At 67.9% G+C, this 15,742-nt stretch carries 13 protein-coding genes; 1 reads left to right on the plus strand and 12 read right to left on the minus strand.

Annotated elements, in window-relative coordinates; genetic code table 11:
• Positions 1 to 403: 403 nt before the first annotated feature.
• On the minus strand, positions 404 to 1,333 hold the full coding sequence (locus C265_RS02160; RefSeq protein ID WP_010812822.1) for a LysR family transcriptional regulator: 930 nt from the start codon (positions 1,331 to 1,333) through the stop codon (positions 404 to 406).
• Positions 1,334 to 1,511: 178 nt separating this feature from the next.
• Between C265_RS02160 and C265_RS02165 the strand changes: the two genes are divergently transcribed.
• A complete protein-coding gene (locus C265_RS02165) occupies positions 1,512 to 2,486 on the plus strand; it encodes a tripartite tricarboxylate transporter substrate-binding protein (RefSeq protein ID WP_010812821.1) in 975 nt (324 codons plus the stop codon).
• Positions 2,487 to 2,494: 8 nt separating this feature from the next.
• Here the strand turns inward: C265_RS02165 and C265_RS02170 are convergent, their stop codons facing one another.
• The 11 genes from C265_RS02170 to phnA form a co-directional block, all read right to left on the minus strand.
• Positions 2,495 to 2,782 carry a XapX domain-containing protein gene (locus C265_RS02170; protein ID WP_010812820.1) on the minus strand — a complete coding sequence of 96 codons (288 nt, stop codon included), beginning with the start codon at positions 2,780 to 2,782 and terminating at the stop codon, positions 2,495 to 2,497.
• A 39-nt stretch (positions 2,783 to 2,821) separates the two neighbouring features.
• Positions 2,822 to 4,282 carry an aldehyde dehydrogenase family protein gene (locus C265_RS02175; protein WP_010812819.1) on the minus strand — a complete coding sequence of 487 codons (1,461 nt, stop codon included), beginning with the start codon at positions 4,280 to 4,282 and terminating at the stop codon, positions 2,822 to 2,824.
• A gap of 161 nt (positions 4,283 to 4,443) precedes the next feature.
• Positions 4,444 to 6,069 carry an MFS transporter gene (locus C265_RS02180; protein ID WP_010812818.1) on the minus strand — a complete coding sequence of 542 codons (1,626 nt, stop codon included), beginning with the start codon at positions 6,067 to 6,069 and terminating at the stop codon, positions 4,444 to 4,446.
• A complete protein-coding gene (locus C265_RS02185) occupies positions 6,066 to 6,515 on the minus strand; it encodes a DoxX family protein (protein WP_010812817.1) in 450 nt (149 codons plus the stop codon). The genes C265_RS02180 and C265_RS02185 overlap by 4 nt, the downstream gene beginning before the upstream one ends.
• Positions 6,516 to 6,549: 34 nt before the next feature.
• Positions 6,550 to 8,490, minus strand: coding sequence for an amidohydrolase (locus tag C265_RS02190; protein WP_010812816.1), 1,941 nt, complete (start codon positions 8,488 to 8,490; stop codon positions 6,550 to 6,552).
• A 5-nt stretch (positions 8,491 to 8,495) separates the two neighbouring features.
• Positions 8,496 to 9,317, minus strand: coding sequence for an alpha/beta fold hydrolase (locus C265_RS02195; RefSeq protein WP_010812815.1), 822 nt, complete (start codon positions 9,315 to 9,317; stop codon positions 8,496 to 8,498).
• Positions 9,318 to 9,377: 60 nt separating this feature from the next.
• On the minus strand, positions 9,378 to 10,064 hold the full coding sequence (locus tag C265_RS02200; protein WP_010812814.1) for a hydrolase: 687 nt from the start codon (positions 10,062 to 10,064) through the stop codon (positions 9,378 to 9,380).
• 338 nt (positions 10,065 to 10,402) lie between these two features.
• Complete coding sequence (gene gdhA, locus C265_RS02205) at positions 10,403 to 11,746, minus strand: NADP-specific glutamate dehydrogenase (RefSeq protein ID WP_010812813.1); 1,344 nt, start codon at positions 11,744 to 11,746, stop codon at positions 10,403 to 10,405.
• A gap of 303 nt (positions 11,747 to 12,049) precedes the next feature.
• A complete protein-coding gene (locus C265_RS02210) occupies positions 12,050 to 12,805 on the minus strand; it encodes a DeoR/GlpR family DNA-binding transcription regulator (RefSeq protein ID WP_010812812.1) in 756 nt (251 codons plus the stop codon).
• A 133-nt stretch (positions 12,806 to 12,938) separates the two neighbouring features.
• A complete protein-coding gene (gene phnY, locus C265_RS02215; protein WP_010812811.1) occupies positions 12,939 to 14,402 on the minus strand; it encodes a phosphonoacetaldehyde dehydrogenase in 1,464 nt (487 codons plus the stop codon).
• Between the two features lie 42 nt (positions 14,403 to 14,444).
• Complete coding sequence (gene phnA / locus C265_RS02220; RefSeq protein WP_010812810.1) at positions 14,445 to 15,707, minus strand: phosphonoacetate hydrolase; 1,263 nt, start codon at positions 15,705 to 15,707, stop codon at positions 14,445 to 14,447.
• Positions 15,708 to 15,742 lie beyond the last annotated feature (35 nt).

The following is a 15,742-nucleotide window of genomic DNA, read 5'->3' on the forward strand; positions in this document are numbered from 1 at the left end:
GGGCTCGCTCGTTCCAGCGCACCACCGCAGCCGGCCCCGGCCTGATGCCCGGCGCCGCCGAGTTGCTGCGCTACCAACGCAAGGATTTCGCGGTGGACCTGCAGGCGGACGGGTCGGTGGCCGCGGTCAGCAACAGCCAGGCCTGTGGCAAGGCCACGATGGCTTCTACGAACTGGCCCGCTACCCCGAGGCCCGGCCCTTCGGCGCATGGGCCAAGGCGCTCACGTTTGAAGAAATCGAGCGGGCGGATACCGTTTCCGGGCGTTATATCAACCATCCTTTCGGCAACGGAAATGAATGCCGCGACCGTGTCTCTGGGCATCGCCGGACGTCCCAAGGCTCGATGCTCCCCTACATCGGCCTGCGATAGTGAAGCCTCGTCGCACTGGCTTATCGCTCCCCCTTACCGCACCCACCCCCTCTCCATCAACGGCACATCCCACGGCGGCTCGCCCTGCAGCCTTTCCGCCAGGTAGTCCACCAGCACCCGCACCTTCAGCGCCTGCCGCTGCGTGGCCGGATACACGGCGGCGAACTCGAACGATGACAGCGCATAGTCGTGCAGCACCGGGACCAGCCGGCCGGCCAGCAGGTCTTCGCTGGCGACCAGCGTGGGCAGGCAAACCACGGCGGCACCGCTGACCGCATAGTCGCGCAGCAGGTGGACGGAGTTGGTGCGCATGCGCGGGGCCAGGTCGATCTCGACCGATTCGGCATCGCGCGAGAAGGTCCACTTGTTGCGGGTCGGGTAGGCGGAGTACAGCGCCACCTTGCTGCAGATCAGGTCCGCCGGCCGCTCCGGCTTGCCCCAGCGTTCAATGAACTCCGGGGCCACGCAGAAGATGCGGCGCAGCGTGAACAGGCGCCGCGCGATCAGCGAATCGTTCTGGGGCGCGAAGATCTGGAAGGCCACGTCGAAGCCTTCCTCGATCGGGTCGATGACGCGGTCGTTGACGACGACGTCCAGTTCGATATCCGGATACTGCTGGCTGAAGCCGGCCAGGATATCGGCGAAGTGGCCAATGGCGAAGCCGGGCAGCACCTGGATGCGCAGGCGCCCCGCCGGGGTGGCGCGCAGGTCGCGCATCTGGTCGGTCAGGTCGGCCAGGTTGGCGACCACGTCGGCGCATTGACGGTAGTAGGTCTCGCCCACTTCCGACAGGCGCACGTGCCGCGTGCTGCGATGGAACAGCGGCGCGTTGATGTACTTCTCGAGCTGCTGCACGCGGTGGCTGACGACGGAATTGGTCACGCCGAGCTGGCGCGCGGCCTCGGCAAAGCTTAACGTGTCCGCGACCCTGACAAAGGCTTCGATACTGAGAAAACGGTCCATGGCAAACCCGTGCGAAGAGGATCATGACCCACCGCAGTGCTACCATCTGGCCCTCGCCGGGCCAGCAAGGCCGACAACGTACCGCGGTTGCTTGCACAACGGTGAGGCGCGGCGACATCCCGGCCGCGATCAGAAGGCAGTTCGACGGCAATCATAGCGAACGAGGGGCAGATCCGTCATGCAGATCCGTGCATTGCATCGCCGTCGCCTGGTGCTGGGCGGCGCCGCGGCCATGCTGCTGGCCGGCCGCACCGGCGCACAAGCGCGCAGCAACGGCCCGCTGGTGCTGGTCGTGCCGTTTGCGCCAGGCGGCGTGGTCGACAAGACCGCGCGCGCAGTCCATGTTGGCCTCGGACGCCGGCTCGGCCAGACCGTGGTGATCGAGAACCACGACGGCGCCGGCGGCACCATCGGCACGGGCATCGTGGCGCGCAGCAAGGCCAACGGCCACACCATCGGCCTGGTCTATGACTCGTATGCGACCGAGCCGCTGGCCTACCCGAACCTGCCTTACCGCGCCGGGCGTGATCTCACCGGCGTGTCGTATATGGTGCGCGCGCCAATGGCGCTGGTGGTGCCGGCCGCGTCGCCGTGGCGCACGCTGCAGGACTATGTGCGGGCGTGCCGACAATGGCGCGAGGTGTCTTATGCCTCCGTGGGTGTCGGCAGTTCCAACCACCTGACCGCCGAATGGTTCCACCAGGCCGCCGGCACCCATGGCCTGCACGTGCCGTTCCGCGGCGGCGCCCCGGCACTGAAAGACCTGCTGGGCGGCCATGTCGATTCGATGTTCGCCAGCCTGCCGCTGGTGCTGGCGCAACTGCAGGCCGGCAAGCTGCGGGCGCTCGCGGTCAGCTCTTCTGCGCGCAATCCGCATCTGCCGACGGTGCCCACGCTGGCCGACACCTGGCCGGGCCTGGTCACCTATTCCTGGGTCGGCATGATCGCGCCGGCCGGCACGCCGGCCGCGCAGCTCGACCGCCTGGCCGCCGCAGTCAGCCAGACGCTGCGCGAAGCGGCCGTCACGCAGTACCTGTACGACAATGGCTTTGAAGTCGTGGCCAGCGGACGCGAGGCGATGAATGCACTGGTCGCTTCCGAAGCGGCGCGCTGGGCGGAACTGGCGCGGCAACGCACGCTGGCGCTGAGCTAGCGCGATGCCTAGTGCGCCTGCGGCTCGTCCCGTGCAGCTTCCGCAGCCGGGCGTGCCGCCGTCGGCGCCGACGGTGCGCCGGTGATCTTCGGCACGCACTCGCCACGGAACCAGGCCACCGTGACCGCCTCGCCCGCCAGCAGGCGCTTGACGGGCGGCACCACTTGCTCGCCGATCAGCATGCCCAGCAAGCCGATCAGCGCCACCACCGGCGGCGCCGGCGAGCGCACCTGCAGCAGGGCATAGATGATGCCGACCAGGATACCGGCGGCCAGTGATACCAGATAGAGCTTCATTGCGTTCTCCCTGAAATGATTGGTGGTGCCGCGCGGGCTTCAGCGCGCAAAGTGCGGCGCAATGCCGGCATCCACGTTGATCCATACCGAGCGCGACTCGGTGTAGCCGTGCATCGCCTCGAACCCCATGTCGCGCCCGTAGCCGGATTCACCCACGCCGCCGAAGGGGCTGCCCGGATGGACGCGCTTGTAGCAGTTGACCCAGCACATGCCGCCGCGGATATCGCGCGCGAGGCGGTGCGCGCGGGCCAGGTCGCGCGTCCATAGCCCGTTGCCCAGCCCGTATTGCGTGGCGTTGGCGATGGCCAGCGCCTGCTCGTCGCTGGCAAAGCGCAGCACCGTGACGACCGGGCCGAAGACCTCCTCCTGGGCGATGCGGTCCTGCGGGCGCGCAGCGACCACAGTGGGCTCGACATAGAAGCCCTGGCGCAGGCCGGGGTCGGCAGGGGCCTTGCCTCCGGCCAGCACGGTGCCGCCCTGGGCCTGTGCCATCTCCACAGACTCCAGCACGCGGTCGCGGTGGGCGGCCGAGGTCAGCGGCCCCATCTCGGTGGCAGGGTCGGCCGGATCGCCCACGCGGATCGATTGCGCCAGCGCCACGAAGCGCTCGAGGAAGGCATCGGCGATGTCCTCATGCAGCAGCAGGCGCGAGCCGGCGATGCAGGCCTGGCCCTGGTTGTGGAAGCTGGCCCAGGCCGCGCCCGCCACGGCGGTATCCAGGTCGGCATCGGCAAAGACGATATTGGCGCCCTTGCCGCCCAACTCTAGCTGGATGCGCTTGAGGTTGCCGCGCGAGGCCTCGACGATGCGCCGGCCGGTGGCAGTGGACCCCGTGAAGGCGATCTTGTCCACGTCGGGATGATTGGCCAGCCGCTGCCCGGCCACGTTGCCGAAGCCGGGCACGACGTTGATCACGCCCGGCGGGAAACCGACGTCAGCCGCCAGCGCCGCCACGCGCAGCGCGGACAGCGGCGTCAGCTCCGACGGCTTGAGCACCACCGTATTGCCCGCCGCCAGTGCCGGCCCCAGCTTCCAGCCGGTGAACATCAGCGGGAAGTTCCACGGCACGATCTGCCCCACCACGCCGACCGGGGCTCGTTGCACATAGTTGAGAAAACCGGGTTCGACCGGCACCACGGTGCCTTCGATCTTGTCGGCCATGCCCGCGAAGTAACGGAAGCACGCGGCGGTGCGCGGTACGTCGAGGCCGCGCGCATCGCGGATGGGGTGGCCGGTGTCGGCGCTTTCGAGTTCGGCCAGACCCGTGTCGGCCTCGATGGCGTCGGCCAGCCGTGCCAGCTGCCTGCCGCGTTCGCCGGCGGCGAGGCGCGACCATGCGGGAAAGGCGCGGCGTGCCGCGGCCACGGCGCGGTCGATATCGAGCTGCGCGCCCGCGGCCGCGCGCGTGATCAGGCTGCCGTCGTGCGGATTGACGACGTCGAGGGTGTCCCCGTCAAGGGCGTCGACGAAGCGGCCGTCGATAAACAGCTGGTTGTGCATGGGGGGTCCTTGGGGGACGAGGGACGCGTAGGTGGCAGGGTGGCGGCATTGCCTGAAGGGCGGTGTCGGTCGCCACGCCTGCCCTCACCCCTGCCCCGCTCCCGCAAGCGGGAGAGGGGAGTTCCGCAGCGGCAGATCGGAAGGCCGTCGCTATGGCTTGCTTATTCCAGAGGCCGCCCCGCTGCCAGCAGGTGCCGCACCCGCGGCGGCCCTTCGCCGGTGTGGAAGCGCGCGACCTCGCGCTGCAGGTCTGCGTCCGCGTGCGGCACGCGCTCGTGCTGGCGCAGGTGTTCGGCCCAGGATTCGACCAGGAACCACTCGGTGTAGGCCTCGGCATCGGCCGGGTCCTCCATCACGCCCCAGTTGAACGCGCCATCGCGCAGCCGTTCCTCGGACAGCTTGTGGATGGCTTGCAGGAAGCCTTGGCGGTCGGCCACGCGCACGCGGTATTCGATCAGGATCATCACCGGGCCGCGGTCGTGCGCCACCTCCTCGGCGGCTTCGGGCGCTGGCCAGTGCCGTGCCGGGCCGAGGTCTTCCTCGCCACGCGGCAGCTTGACGCGGTGCATGACGAAGGCGGCCACGCACAGCGCGGCCGCGGCGATCATCAGCGCCGCCGGAGTGCCCAGCCCCTGCGCGACAAAGCCCCACACCAGGCTGCCCAGCGCCATGGCGCCGTTGAACACCATCTGGTAGACCGCCAGCGCGCGGCCGCGCACCCAGTTGGGCAGGATCGCCTGGGCCGTGCCGGCCAGCGTGGTCAGCGCCAGGATCCACGCGGCGCCAAGCAGCAGCAGCGCCAGCATGGCGACCCATGCCGGCGGCGCCACCGACAGCACCGCCATCACCGCGGCGGTAGCCAGTGCCGCGGCCAGCATCAGCTGGTCCAGGTCCAGCCGTTTCTGCAGGCGCGGCATCACCAGCGCGCCCAGGATCGCACCCACGCCGACCGCGCCAAGCAGCATGCCGTACAGCGATGCGCCGCCGTGCAGCATCTGGCGCGCCACCAGCGGCAACAAGGCCCAGATGCTGCTGCCCAGCGCGAAGTAGCAGGCCGCGCGCAGCAGCACCACATGGAGCTTGCTGTGCGCCCTGGCAAAACGCACGCCGGCGCGGAAAGCACCGAAGAAATGCTCGCGCAGCGGGTCTTCGGCGCGTGCCGGGCGCTTCCACCACAGCAGCGCGGCAATCACGAACAGATAGCTGGCCACGTCCGCGCCATAGGTCGCCGCCGCGCCGAACGCGGCCAGCAACAGGCCGCCCGCGGCCGGCCCGATGGCGCGCGCGATATTGACGCCCAGTGAGTTCAGCGCCACCGCCGGCTTCAGTTCACCGGCCGGCACCAGTTCCGGCACGATCGACTGCCAGGTCGGCCCCATCATCGCGGTGCCGATGCCGCCCAGGAAAGCCAGGCCGATCAGCAGCTCGATGGTCAGCCCGTCCTGCCATGCCAGCAGCATCAGCGAACCGCTGACCATTGCCAGCCCCACCTGGATCACGATCAGGAAGCGGCGGCGGTCGAGGATGTCAGACAGCACGCCGGCGGGAATCGCCAGCAGGAACACCGGCAGCGTGCCGGCCGCCTGGATCATGGCGACCGCGGCGGGCGAGCCCGACAGGTCAGTCGCCAGCCAGGCGCTGGCCACATCGCGCATGAAGCTGCCGATATTGCCCAGCACCGTCGCCGCCCACAGCACGGCGAAGGTGCCATGCGCCAGCGGCGCGAAGCTGCCGCCGGCCGGCGCGGCGGCACCGGGGATCGGCGCGGGCTTGGCGGCCGGGCTCATGCCTGGCCCCTGCCCGCGCGGCGTTGCCGCAGGTCTTCCCAGGCGACCAGGCAAAGGCCGCCGGCCAGCGCGATATGCTCGAAGAAGGCGTTGGCCTGCCCGAAGCGTGCATCCGGCGGCGCCTGCCAGAAGCGGTTGGCGACAAAGGTTGCCAACAAGGTGAAGACGGCCAGCGCCAGCGCGCCCAGCCACCGCAGCCGCCCGCTCAGCATCAGCGCGGCCGCGCCCAGTTCCAGCACGATCACGGCCGCTGCCAGCGGCGCGGCCGGCGCCAGGCCGAAGTGCTGCATCTCGGCGATGGCGGCACCGAAGTCAGCCGCCTTGACCAGTCCACCCTGCAGGTAGGGCGCGGACAGTGCCAGCAGCGCCAGCCAGCGCAGCCAGGCCGAGGGCGCGCCGGGCGTGGTCGCCGCGCGCGCCGTGGGGCGGATGGGATGGGCAGTCATGGTCGGGTCTCCTGGTATCGGCAACGCAGCGGCATCAGAACGCCCAGCATGAGCAACCCAGCGCGCCCCAGAACGTACTCTCGTCCGAGGTGGGCACGCCGGCCGTCCAGGCCCTGGCATGCGCATGGCCGTGCACGCCGCATGAACTGGCACAGCCGCAGGCTGTGTTCAAGGCCAGCTTTTGGGCTTGCGGGCGCGGCTGGTAGCCGCCCGCGTGGCGCACCGGCGACCAGTCCGGCATGGCCGGCGGGATGGCGGGCGACAGCTTGCCGAAGTCGCCGTCGCCATAGACCACTTCGCCGCCGAGGATGGTCAGCACCGAGGTGATGTCCTGGATCTCGTCGCCCGGCACGCTGAAGTAATCCGCGGACAGCACCGCCAGGTCGGCCAGCTGGCCCGCCTTGATCTGGCCCTTCTTGCCGGTTTCGGACGAGAACCAGGTATTGGCCTCGGTCCACAGCCGCAGCGCGGTCTCGCGGTCGAGCAGGTTGGCCTGCGGGTACATCGACATGCCGCCCACGGTCTTGCCGGTGGTCAGCCAGTACAGCGACACCCACGGGTTGTAAGAGGCCACGCGCGTGGCATCGGTGCCGGCGCCGACCTTGACGCCCTTCTCCAGCATTTTCTTCACCGGCGGCGTCGCCTCGGCCGCGCGTGCGCCGTAGCGCTCGACAAAGTACTCGCCCTGGTAGGCCATCCGGTGTTGCACCGCGATGCCGCCGCCGAGTGCGGCGATGCGGTCGATATTGCGGTCGGAGATGGTCTCGGCGTGGTCGAAGAACCAGTTCAGGCCGTTGAACGGGACGTCCTTGGCCACCTTTTCATAGACATCGAGCGCACGGGAGATGGTCTGGTCGTAGGTGGCATGCAGCCTCCACGGCCAGCGCTTCTCCGCGAGCAGGCGGATCACCGGCTCCAGGTCGGCCTCCATCGACGGCGCCATCTCGGGGCGCTCGACGCGGAAGTCCTCGAAGTCGGCAGCGGTGTAGACCAGCATCTCGCCGGCGCCATTGTGGCGGTAGAGGTCGTCGCCCTGGCCAGGCTTCACCCTGGAGGCCCAGGTCTTGAAATCGCTGAGCTCTTCCTTGGGCTTCTGCGTGAACAGGTTGTAGGCCAGGCGCACCGTGAGCTGCCCGGCCTGGTGCAGTTCCTCGATGATGCTGTAGTCCTCCGGGTAGTTCTGGTAGCCACCGCCGGCGTCGATCACGCCGGTGACACCCAGCCGGTTGACCTCGCGCATGAAATGCCGCGTGGAGTTCTTCTGGTATTCAGGCGGCAGCTTCGGGCCCTTGGCCAGCGTGGCGTAGAGGATGGTGGCGTTGGGCCTGGCCAGCAGCAGGCCGGTGGGATTGCCGCGCGCATCGCGCGCGATCTCGCCGCCGGGCGGGTTCGGGGTGTCCTTGCTGTAGCCCACCGCGCGCAGCGCGGCGCCGTTCAGGATGGCGCGGTCGTACAGGTGCAGGATGAAGACCGGGGTGTCGGGCGCCACGGCATTCAGTTCCTCGATGGTGGGCAGCCGCTTCTCGGCGAACTGGTGCTCGGTGAAGCCGCCCACCACCCGCACCCATTGCGGCGCTGGCGTGCGCGCGACCTGTTCCTTCAGCATGCGCATGGCGTCGGCGAGCGAGCGCACGCCGTCCCAGCGCAGCTCCATGTTGTAGTTCAGGCCGCCGCGGATGATATGCATATGGCTGTCGATCAGCCCGGGAATGGCGCGCCGGCCATTCAGGTCGACCACCTTCGTCTGCGCGCCGGCCAGCTTCATGATGTCCTGGCGCGTGCCGACGGCGACGAAACGCCCGTCGCGGATCGCAACGGCGTCCGCCTGCGGCCTGGACTTGTCGAGCGTGGCGAACTTGCCGTTGACGAGAATGAGGCTGGGCTGGCTGCCAGGCGGCATGGCGAAGGTCTCCGAGAGCGGCGCCGCGCCGAGCGCGGCGGCCGAGGCGATAAATTGCCGGCGGGTGACTGACATCGGGCTCAGGCCTTCAGGAAGGCCAGCAGGTCGGCGTTGACCTGGTCGGCATTGACCACGCACATGCCGTGCGAAGCGCCCGGATACACCTTGAGGGTCGCGCCCTTGACCAGTTCCACCGACCGCTTCGCCGCAGCATCGATGGGCACGATCTGGTCGTCATCGCCATGCAGGATCAGCGTGGGCACGTCGAACTTCTTCAGGTCCTCGGTGTAGTCCACTTCCGAGAATTCCCTGATGCAGGCGTACTGGCCCACGATGCCGCCGGCCATGCCCTGCGCCCAGAAGGCATCGATGGTGCCTTGCGAGACCTTGGCGCCGGGGCGGTTGAAGCCGAAGAACGGCGTCGCCAGGTCCTGGTAGAACTGCGAGCGGTTGTCGGCCACGCCCTTGCGGATGCCGTCGAACACATCGATCGGCAGCCCGCCGGGGTTGGCCGCGGTCTTGAGCATGATCGGCGGCACCGCGCCGATCAGCACCGCCTTGGCGACACGGCCGGTGCCATGGCGGCCGATGTAGTGCGCCACCTCGCCGCCACCGGTGGAATGCCCCACCAGCGTGGCATCGCGCAGGTCCAGCGCGTCCAGCAGCGCGGCCAGGTCGTCGGCGTAGGTGTCCATGTCGTTGCCCTGCGCCGGCTGGTCCGATCGCCCGTGGCCGCGGCGGTCATGGGCGATCACCCGGAACCCCTGCTGCACCAGGAACAGCATCTGCGCGTCCCACGCATCGGCATTGAGGGGCCAGCCGTGGGAGAAGACCACGGGCTTGCCACTGCCCCAGTCCTTGTAGAAGATCTGCGTGCCGTCCTGCGTCGTAATGGTGGTCATGATGGGACTCCTGGATGCAATCAAGGGATCGGGTGAGCTTGCGGCTGGTTCAGTGCCGGCTCAGCGGGCAGGCACGGCGGCCAGTGCCTCATGCGGCGTGGCGGTGCGCTGCGCGGCCTTGTGGACCATGGTGTAGGCGTAGTCCACCCCCATACCGTAGGCGCCCGAGTGCTCCTTGACCAGTTTCATCACCGCGTCATACGTGTCGCGGTGGGCCCAGTCGCGCTGCCATTCCAGCAGCACCTGCTGCCACGTGACCGGCACCACGCCGGCCTGGACCATGCGCTGCATGGCGTAGTCGTGGGCTTCCTTCGAGGTGCCGCCGGAGGCATCGGCCACCATGTAGATCTCATAGTCGCCTTCGGCCATGGCGCAAAGGGCGAAGCTGTTGTTGCAGACCTCGGTCCACAGGCCGGACACCACCACCTTCTTGCGACCGTTGGCCTTGAGGGCGTCACGCACCTTCTGGTCGTCCCAGGAGTTCATCGAGGTGCGCTCCAGCAGCTTGTGGTCCGGGAACACATCCAGCAGTTCCGGGTAGGTGAAGCCCGAGAACGACTCCGTTTCCACCGTGGTGATGGTGGTCGGGATATTGAAGATCTTCGCCGCCTTGGCCAGGCCAACGGTGTTGTTCTTCAGGGCCTGGCGGTCCATCGACTGCACCCCGAAGGCCATCTGCGGCTGGTGGTCGATAAAGATCAGCTGGCTGTTTTGCGGGGTCAGGACTTCGAGCTTGGGGTTCGTCATGATGATCTCCGGTCAGGGGCGCCTGGATAGGCTGTGAAGTTAGTTATTGCTACCGCTGTATTCGTTCACCAGTGGTGTTCGCCTGGGGTGTGTGCATAGTAGGCAAGGCGCCGTGCACTGACTACGTAGCAAAGTCCGAGGACAGTGTTCGCGATTTGCGAATAATCGGGAGATGCAGTCGGGCGGCGGGCCGTGGCGGGAAATGGCGAGCGTGAGGGCGCTGCCCAGCGCTGCGGGGTGGGTACTGCCAGAGGGGGACTCGGGGCGAGATGCGCCAGGCGGGTACGTGCCTGCACCCGCCTGGCAACGGCCGGCATTGCGCCGGCCGGAACTTCAGGTCAGATCACGCCTTGCGCCAGCATGGCGTCGGCTACCTTGACGAAGCCGGCGATGTTCGCGCCTTCCACGTAGTTGATATAGCCATCCGCCTTCTGCCCGTGGTGGATGCAGTTCTGGTGGATGTCCTTCATGATCGCGTGCAGCTTCTCGTCGACCTCGGCATGGTGCCAGGACAGGCGCATGGCGTTCTGCGACATTTCCAGGCCGGAAGTGGCAACGCCGCCGGCATTGCTGGCCTTGCCCGGGGCGTAGAGGATCTTCGCATCGACAAAGCGGTCCACGGCTTCCAGCGTCGACGGCATGTTGGCGCCTTCGGCCACGCAGATCACGCCATTGCCGAGCAGGGTCTCGGCGTCGTTGCCGTCCAGCTCGTTCTGGGTGGCGCACGGCAGCGCCACGTCGGCGGGCACGTGCCACGGGGTGCGGCCGGCTTCGAAGGCCATGCCGTGGCGGGCGGCAAAGTCAGACAGGCGGCCGCGCTCTTCATTCTTGAAGGCCATCACTTCGGCCAGCTGCTCGGTAGTCATGCCCTGCGGGTAGTGCAGCACGCCGCCTGAATCGGACAGCGTCAGCACCGTGGCGCCCAGCTCGATCGCCTTCTCGGCCGCGTACTGGGCCACGTTGCCCGAGCCCGAGATCAGCACGCGCAGGCCGTCGAAAGCGCGCCCGCGCCGGTGCAGCATCTCCTGCGCAAAGTAGACCGTGCCGTAGCCGGTCGCTTCCGGGCGCATCAGGCTGCCGCCGTAGGCCAGGCCCTTGCCGGTGAAGACGCAGGCGGACTGGTTGGAAAGCTTCTTCATCATGCCGGCCATAAAGCCGACTTCACGTGCGCCCACGCCGATGTCGCCGGCCGGGATGTCGGTATCCGGGCCCAGGTGGCGGAACAGCTCGGTCACCAGCGCCTGGCAGAAACGCATCACTTCGCCATCGGACTTGCCCTTGGGATCAAAGTCCGAGCCGCCCTTGCCGCCGCCCATGGGCAGCGTGGTCAGCGCGTTCTTGAAGGTCTGCTCGAAGCCCAGGAACTTCAGCACCGACAGGTTCACAGTCGGGTGGAAGCGCATGCCGCCCTTGAACGGGCCGATGGCCGAGCTGTGCTGCACGCGGAAGGCGCGGTTGACCTGCACCCGGTTCTGGTCGTCGGTCCAGGCCACGCGGAACTGGATCACGCGCTCGGGCTCCACCAGCCGCTCGAGCAGGGCCTGGTCGGCGTAGCGCGGATTGCGCTCGACAAAGGGCCAGAGCGTCATCATCACTTCCTTCACGGCCTGGAGGAATTCAGGTTGATTGGGGTCGCGGCGGGCAACCCCCGCCAGGAATGCGTCAAGGGAGGGAGAATTCACGGATGTCTCTTGCTGTGCTGGAGTGGCTGGATCCGGCAGCCTTGCCGGCTTGGTGCCGGTCTGTGGTGCCGTCTGGCGTTGCGCCGATGGAAGGTGGGTGGCCTCCGGTTGTCCGCACATTCACGGCGGGGCCGTGCCTGTCGGACAATGCAGCACTTTAGCACCAGCGTGGGGCACACGACAGTCAAAACACCTGTGACAGCGGCGTGAAAGCCGCATTTTAGTGCATCAGGCGGGGATTTCCGTGCGATCAGCGGACAGCGCCGCCTTTGGGAATCCGACTGGGGCGGACGCTCTGGGCCTTCAGGCGATGAGCAGCTTGGCGCCCCGCTCCTTGAGCGCCGCGGCCAGTTCCGGCTCCGGCGCCATGTCCGTAATCAGCCAGGCAGCCAGGTCGAAATGCTTGATGGTCACGCCGGTATTGCGGCCGAACTTGGTATGGTCAGCCACCACGCAGGCCACGTCGGCGGCCAGCAGCATGCGGCTGCGCAGTTCCGCCGCGGCGCGGGAGAAGTCGCAGATCTCGCCGCGCGGCGTGACGCCGCCGATGCCGACAAAGGCAAAGTCGGTGTGGTAGCGCGACAGCTGTTCGATGGTGTCCCAGCCGTGCGTGGCGTCTTCGTTGTCCTGCAGCTCCCCGCCCAGCACGATCACCCGGTTGCCGTTGCGCCGGCCCAGCAGCTGGGCGATGGCAAGGTCGTTGGTGTAGACCAGCAGGTTGTGGTGGCCATGCAGCGCCTGCGCCACCGCGTGGGTGGTGGTGCCGTAGTCCAGGATCAGCGAGGCGCCGTCGCGCACCAGCTCGGCGGCGCGCACGCCGATCGCGCGCTTGCCTTCGGCATTGACCGCGGCGCGGGTCTGGGTATCGGGCTCGGTGCGGTCAGAAGCCAGCGCGCCGCCGTGGGTCAGCACCAGCAGGCCACGGGCGGCCAGCGCGTTGAGGTCGCGCCGGACGGTCTCGCGCGAGACGTCGAGCTCGGTCACCAGTTCGCTGATAGCCAGCGCGCCGGTGGCGGAGAGCTGGTCGAGGATGTATTTCTGCCGTTGTTCGGCGAGCACGGTGACTCCGGAAGCGTCAGGGACTGGGGGCTGATTCTAGCGCAGCGGGTGCTGCGGTGTGCCAAGGACCATGCCCCTCTCCCGCTTGCGGGAGAGGGGACAAACCAGCGACAGATTCATTTCCCCCGGTGCTTCACGCCCACGGCAACGTCACCGTCTTCAGGTTGGTAAAGCTCTTGGCCGCCTCCTGCACGCCTTCCTTATAGCCCAGCCCCGAATCCTTGATGCCCCCAAACGGCGTCAGTTCGATGCGGTAGCCCGGCACTTCCCAAAGATTGACCGTGCCCACATGCAGCGAGTTGGCGATTTTGGTGAAGGCCTCGATATTGTTGGTGCACACGCCGGAAGACAGCCCGAACGCGGTCCCGTTGGAAATCCGGATGGCGTCATCGACATCGCGGAAGGTAATGATCGGCGACACCGGCCCGAACGTCTCCTCGCGCACCACCGTCATCGACGGGTCCACGCGGTCGATCACGGTCGGCGAATAGCTGGCGCCGTTGCGGTGGTTGCCCACCAGCAAGCGCGCGCCGTGCGCTACCGCTTCATTGACGCGCGCCTCGAACAGCATCGCGGCCTGCTCGTCGATCACCGTGCCCATGTCCACGCCGCGATCCATCGGGTCGCCGTATTTCCAAGCGCGCGTCTTCTCGACCACCAGTTCGGTAAAGCGCGCGGCGACGGCCTCATGCACCAGCATGCGCTTGACCGCGGTGCAGCGCTGGCCCGAGTTCTTGTAGGAGCCCTGCACCGCCAGGTCCGAAGCACGGTCCAGGTCGGCATCGTCCAGCACGATCAGCGGGTCGTTGCCGCCCAGTTCCAGCACCACGCGCTTGTAGCCGGCCTTGCTGGCAATGTACTTGCCGATCGCCACGCCGCCGGTAAAGGTCACCAGGTCCACGGCGGGGTGCGTGATCAGCTCGTCGGCGATCTCGCGCGGGTCGCCGGTGATCACCTGCAGCATCTGCGGCGGCAGGCCGGCTTCATACAGCAGGTCGGCCAGGTAGAACGCCGACAACGGCACCTTCTCGGACGGCTTGAGCACCATGCGGTTGTTGGTGGCGATCGACGGCGCCACCTTGTGCGCCACCTGGTTCATCGGGTGGTTGAACGGCGTGATGGCGCAGATCACGCCCAGCAGCGGCTCGCGCTGGGTCATCACGCGGCGCTTCTTGCCGTGGGGGGTCAGGTCGCACGAGAACAGCTGGCCATCGTCGCGCAGCGCCTCGGTGGCGGCAAAGCCAAGCACGTCGGCGACGCGGCCGATCTCATACAGCGAATCCTTCTTGGACAGGCCGGATTCCAGCGTGATCAGGTCCGACGCTTCTTCAGTGCGCTCGCGCAGCAGCGCGGCGGCGCGGTTCAGGATGGCGGCGCGCTCATAGCGCGTCAGCGTGGAGCGGTAGGCCTGGCCCACTTCGAAGGCACGGCGCACATCGTCAAGCGTGGCCTTGGGCACGGTGCCGACCAGAGTGCCGTCATACGGGTTGCGCACTTCGATCATGCGCTCGCGCACGATCTTCTGGCCGTCGATGCGCAGGGCCTCGGCGCGGAAATGGGGGCTGACGGCGCCAGCGGGGAATTGGGGGGCGTTCATAAGTCTCCTCCGGTCAACACGGTTCGGTACGGCTCGATGCACTCAGTGCAGATGGTTCAGCGCGACATCGAAAATGTCGAAGTTGCGCAGCAGGGCCTTGCCGGGGATACCGGCCGTGGCGCGGTTGAATACCAGCGGCACGGTCTGCTCCGACACGCCACCGTGCGAGCGCAGCGGCGCGTCCAGCCCGGACAGGTCGTGGCGGCTGTGGCTGGTGCCCAGCACCACATGCTTGTCGCTGGTCACCACCAGGTCGCCGACGCGGTCGGGCGGCAGTTCAAAGCGCGCGCAGGCCTCGGCATTGGTCAGCACGCTTTCCACGCCCTGCAGGTCGGACAGCCGGGCCTTGATCGCGGCCGGGTCCGCATCGTCGGGCAGATAAATGGTGGCGTAGGACCCGAGCGCACCGTGGTGGACCACGTAGGGATCGGTGATCGGCAGGATCACGCGCGCGCCGCCGTCTTCCACGCCGCGGCCCAGCCATGCGTCCAGGTGGTCCTGCAGGTAGATCACGTTGGGCGCCTTGGTGGCGTCGTCGTGCTTGGCGTTCATGCCGTGGTCGGCGGTCAGCGCGACCACGCAGCCCAGTTCGTCCAGCCGCGCCAGGTACTTGTCCATCATGGCGTAAAAAGCGTTGGCGCCGTCCGAGCCGGGTGCGAACTTGTGCTGGATATAGTCGGTGGTGGACAGGTACATCAGGTCCGGGCGGCGCGTTTCCATCAGGCGCACGCCGGCGGCGAAGACGAACTCCGACAACTCCGCGCTGTACACGTCTGGAACCGGCATGCCGACCAGTTCGACCACGCCGTCGATGCCGTTCTCTTCCACCGTGGCCTGGTCGGCCTTCTCCGACGAGAAGCAGATGCCCTGCATGCCGTGGCCCAGCAGGCGGCGCAGCTTGTCCTTGGCGGTCACCACGGCGACGCTGGCCCCGGCATCGGCAAACGCGGCCAGGATGGTGCCGGCGCGCAGGTACTTGGGGTCGTTCATCATCACTTCCTCGCCGCGCCCGCCGTTGGCGCTGCGGTCAAAGAAGTAGTTGCCGCAGATGCCGTGCACCGCCGGCGGCGCGCCGCAGACGATGGACAGGTTGTTGGGGTTGGTGAAGGTGGGCACCACGCAGGCGCCGTGGAAGGCGGAGCCGGCTTCCAGCAGTCGCTTCAGGTAGGGCGCGCGGCCGCTGGCGGCGGCGGCTTCCAGGTAGTCGAACTCGCAGCCGTCGACGCAGACCACCACGACGGGCTGCTGCATCCAGCGGTAGGTGCGCTGGTTGACGGTAATGGTGCGGGCATTGGTGTCAGGCATGTTGGGGTTCCTGTGCTTGGGCGCGATCGGGGTCG

The organism is Cupriavidus sp. GA3-3 (assembly GCF_000389805.1).
Taxonomy (GTDB): Bacteria; Pseudomonadota; Gammaproteobacteria; order Burkholderiales; family Burkholderiaceae; genus Cupriavidus; species Cupriavidus necator_D.

What these genes read in the sequence shown, in the direction of transcription:
- C265_RS02160 (WP_010812822.1), bottom strand. Translation starts at nt 1,333, where the DNA reads ATGGACCGTTTTCTCAGTATCGAAGCCTTTGTCAGGGTCGCGGACACG.
- C265_RS02165 (WP_010812821.1), top strand. Translation starts at nt 1,512, where the DNA reads ATGCAGATCCGTGCATTGCATCGCCGTCGCCTGGTGCTGGGCGGCGCC.
- C265_RS02170 (WP_010812820.1), bottom strand. Translation starts at nt 2,782, where the DNA reads ATGAAGCTCTATCTGGTATCACTGGCCGCCGGTATCCTGGTCGGCATC.
- C265_RS02175 (WP_010812819.1), bottom strand. Translation starts at nt 4,282, where the DNA reads ATGCACAACCAGCTGTTTATCGACGGCCGCTTCGTCGACGCCCTTGAC.
- C265_RS02180 (WP_010812818.1), bottom strand. Translation starts at nt 6,069, where the DNA reads ATGAGCCCGGCCGCCAAGCCCGCGCCGATCCCCGGTGCCGCCGCGCCG.
- C265_RS02185 (WP_010812817.1), bottom strand. Translation starts at nt 6,515, where the DNA reads ATGACTGCCCATCCCATCCGCCCCACGGCGCGCGCGGCGACCACGCCC.
- C265_RS02190 (WP_010812816.1), bottom strand. Translation starts at nt 8,490, where the DNA reads ATGTCAGTCACCCGCCGGCAATTTATCGCCTCGGCCGCCGCGCTCGGC.
- C265_RS02195 (WP_010812815.1), bottom strand. Translation starts at nt 9,317, where the DNA reads ATGACCACCATTACGACGCAGGACGGCACGCAGATCTTCTACAAGGAC.
- C265_RS02200 (WP_010812814.1), bottom strand. Translation starts at nt 10,064, where the DNA reads ATGACGAACCCCAAGCTCGAAGTCCTGACCCCGCAAAACAGCCAGCTG.
- phnY (WP_010812811.1), bottom strand. Translation starts at nt 14,402, where the DNA reads ATGAACGCCCCCCAATTCCCCGCTGGCGCCGTCAGCCCCCATTTCCGC.
- phnA (WP_010812810.1), bottom strand. Translation starts at nt 15,707, where the DNA reads ATGCCTGACACCAATGCCCGCACCATTACCGTCAACCAGCGCACCTAC.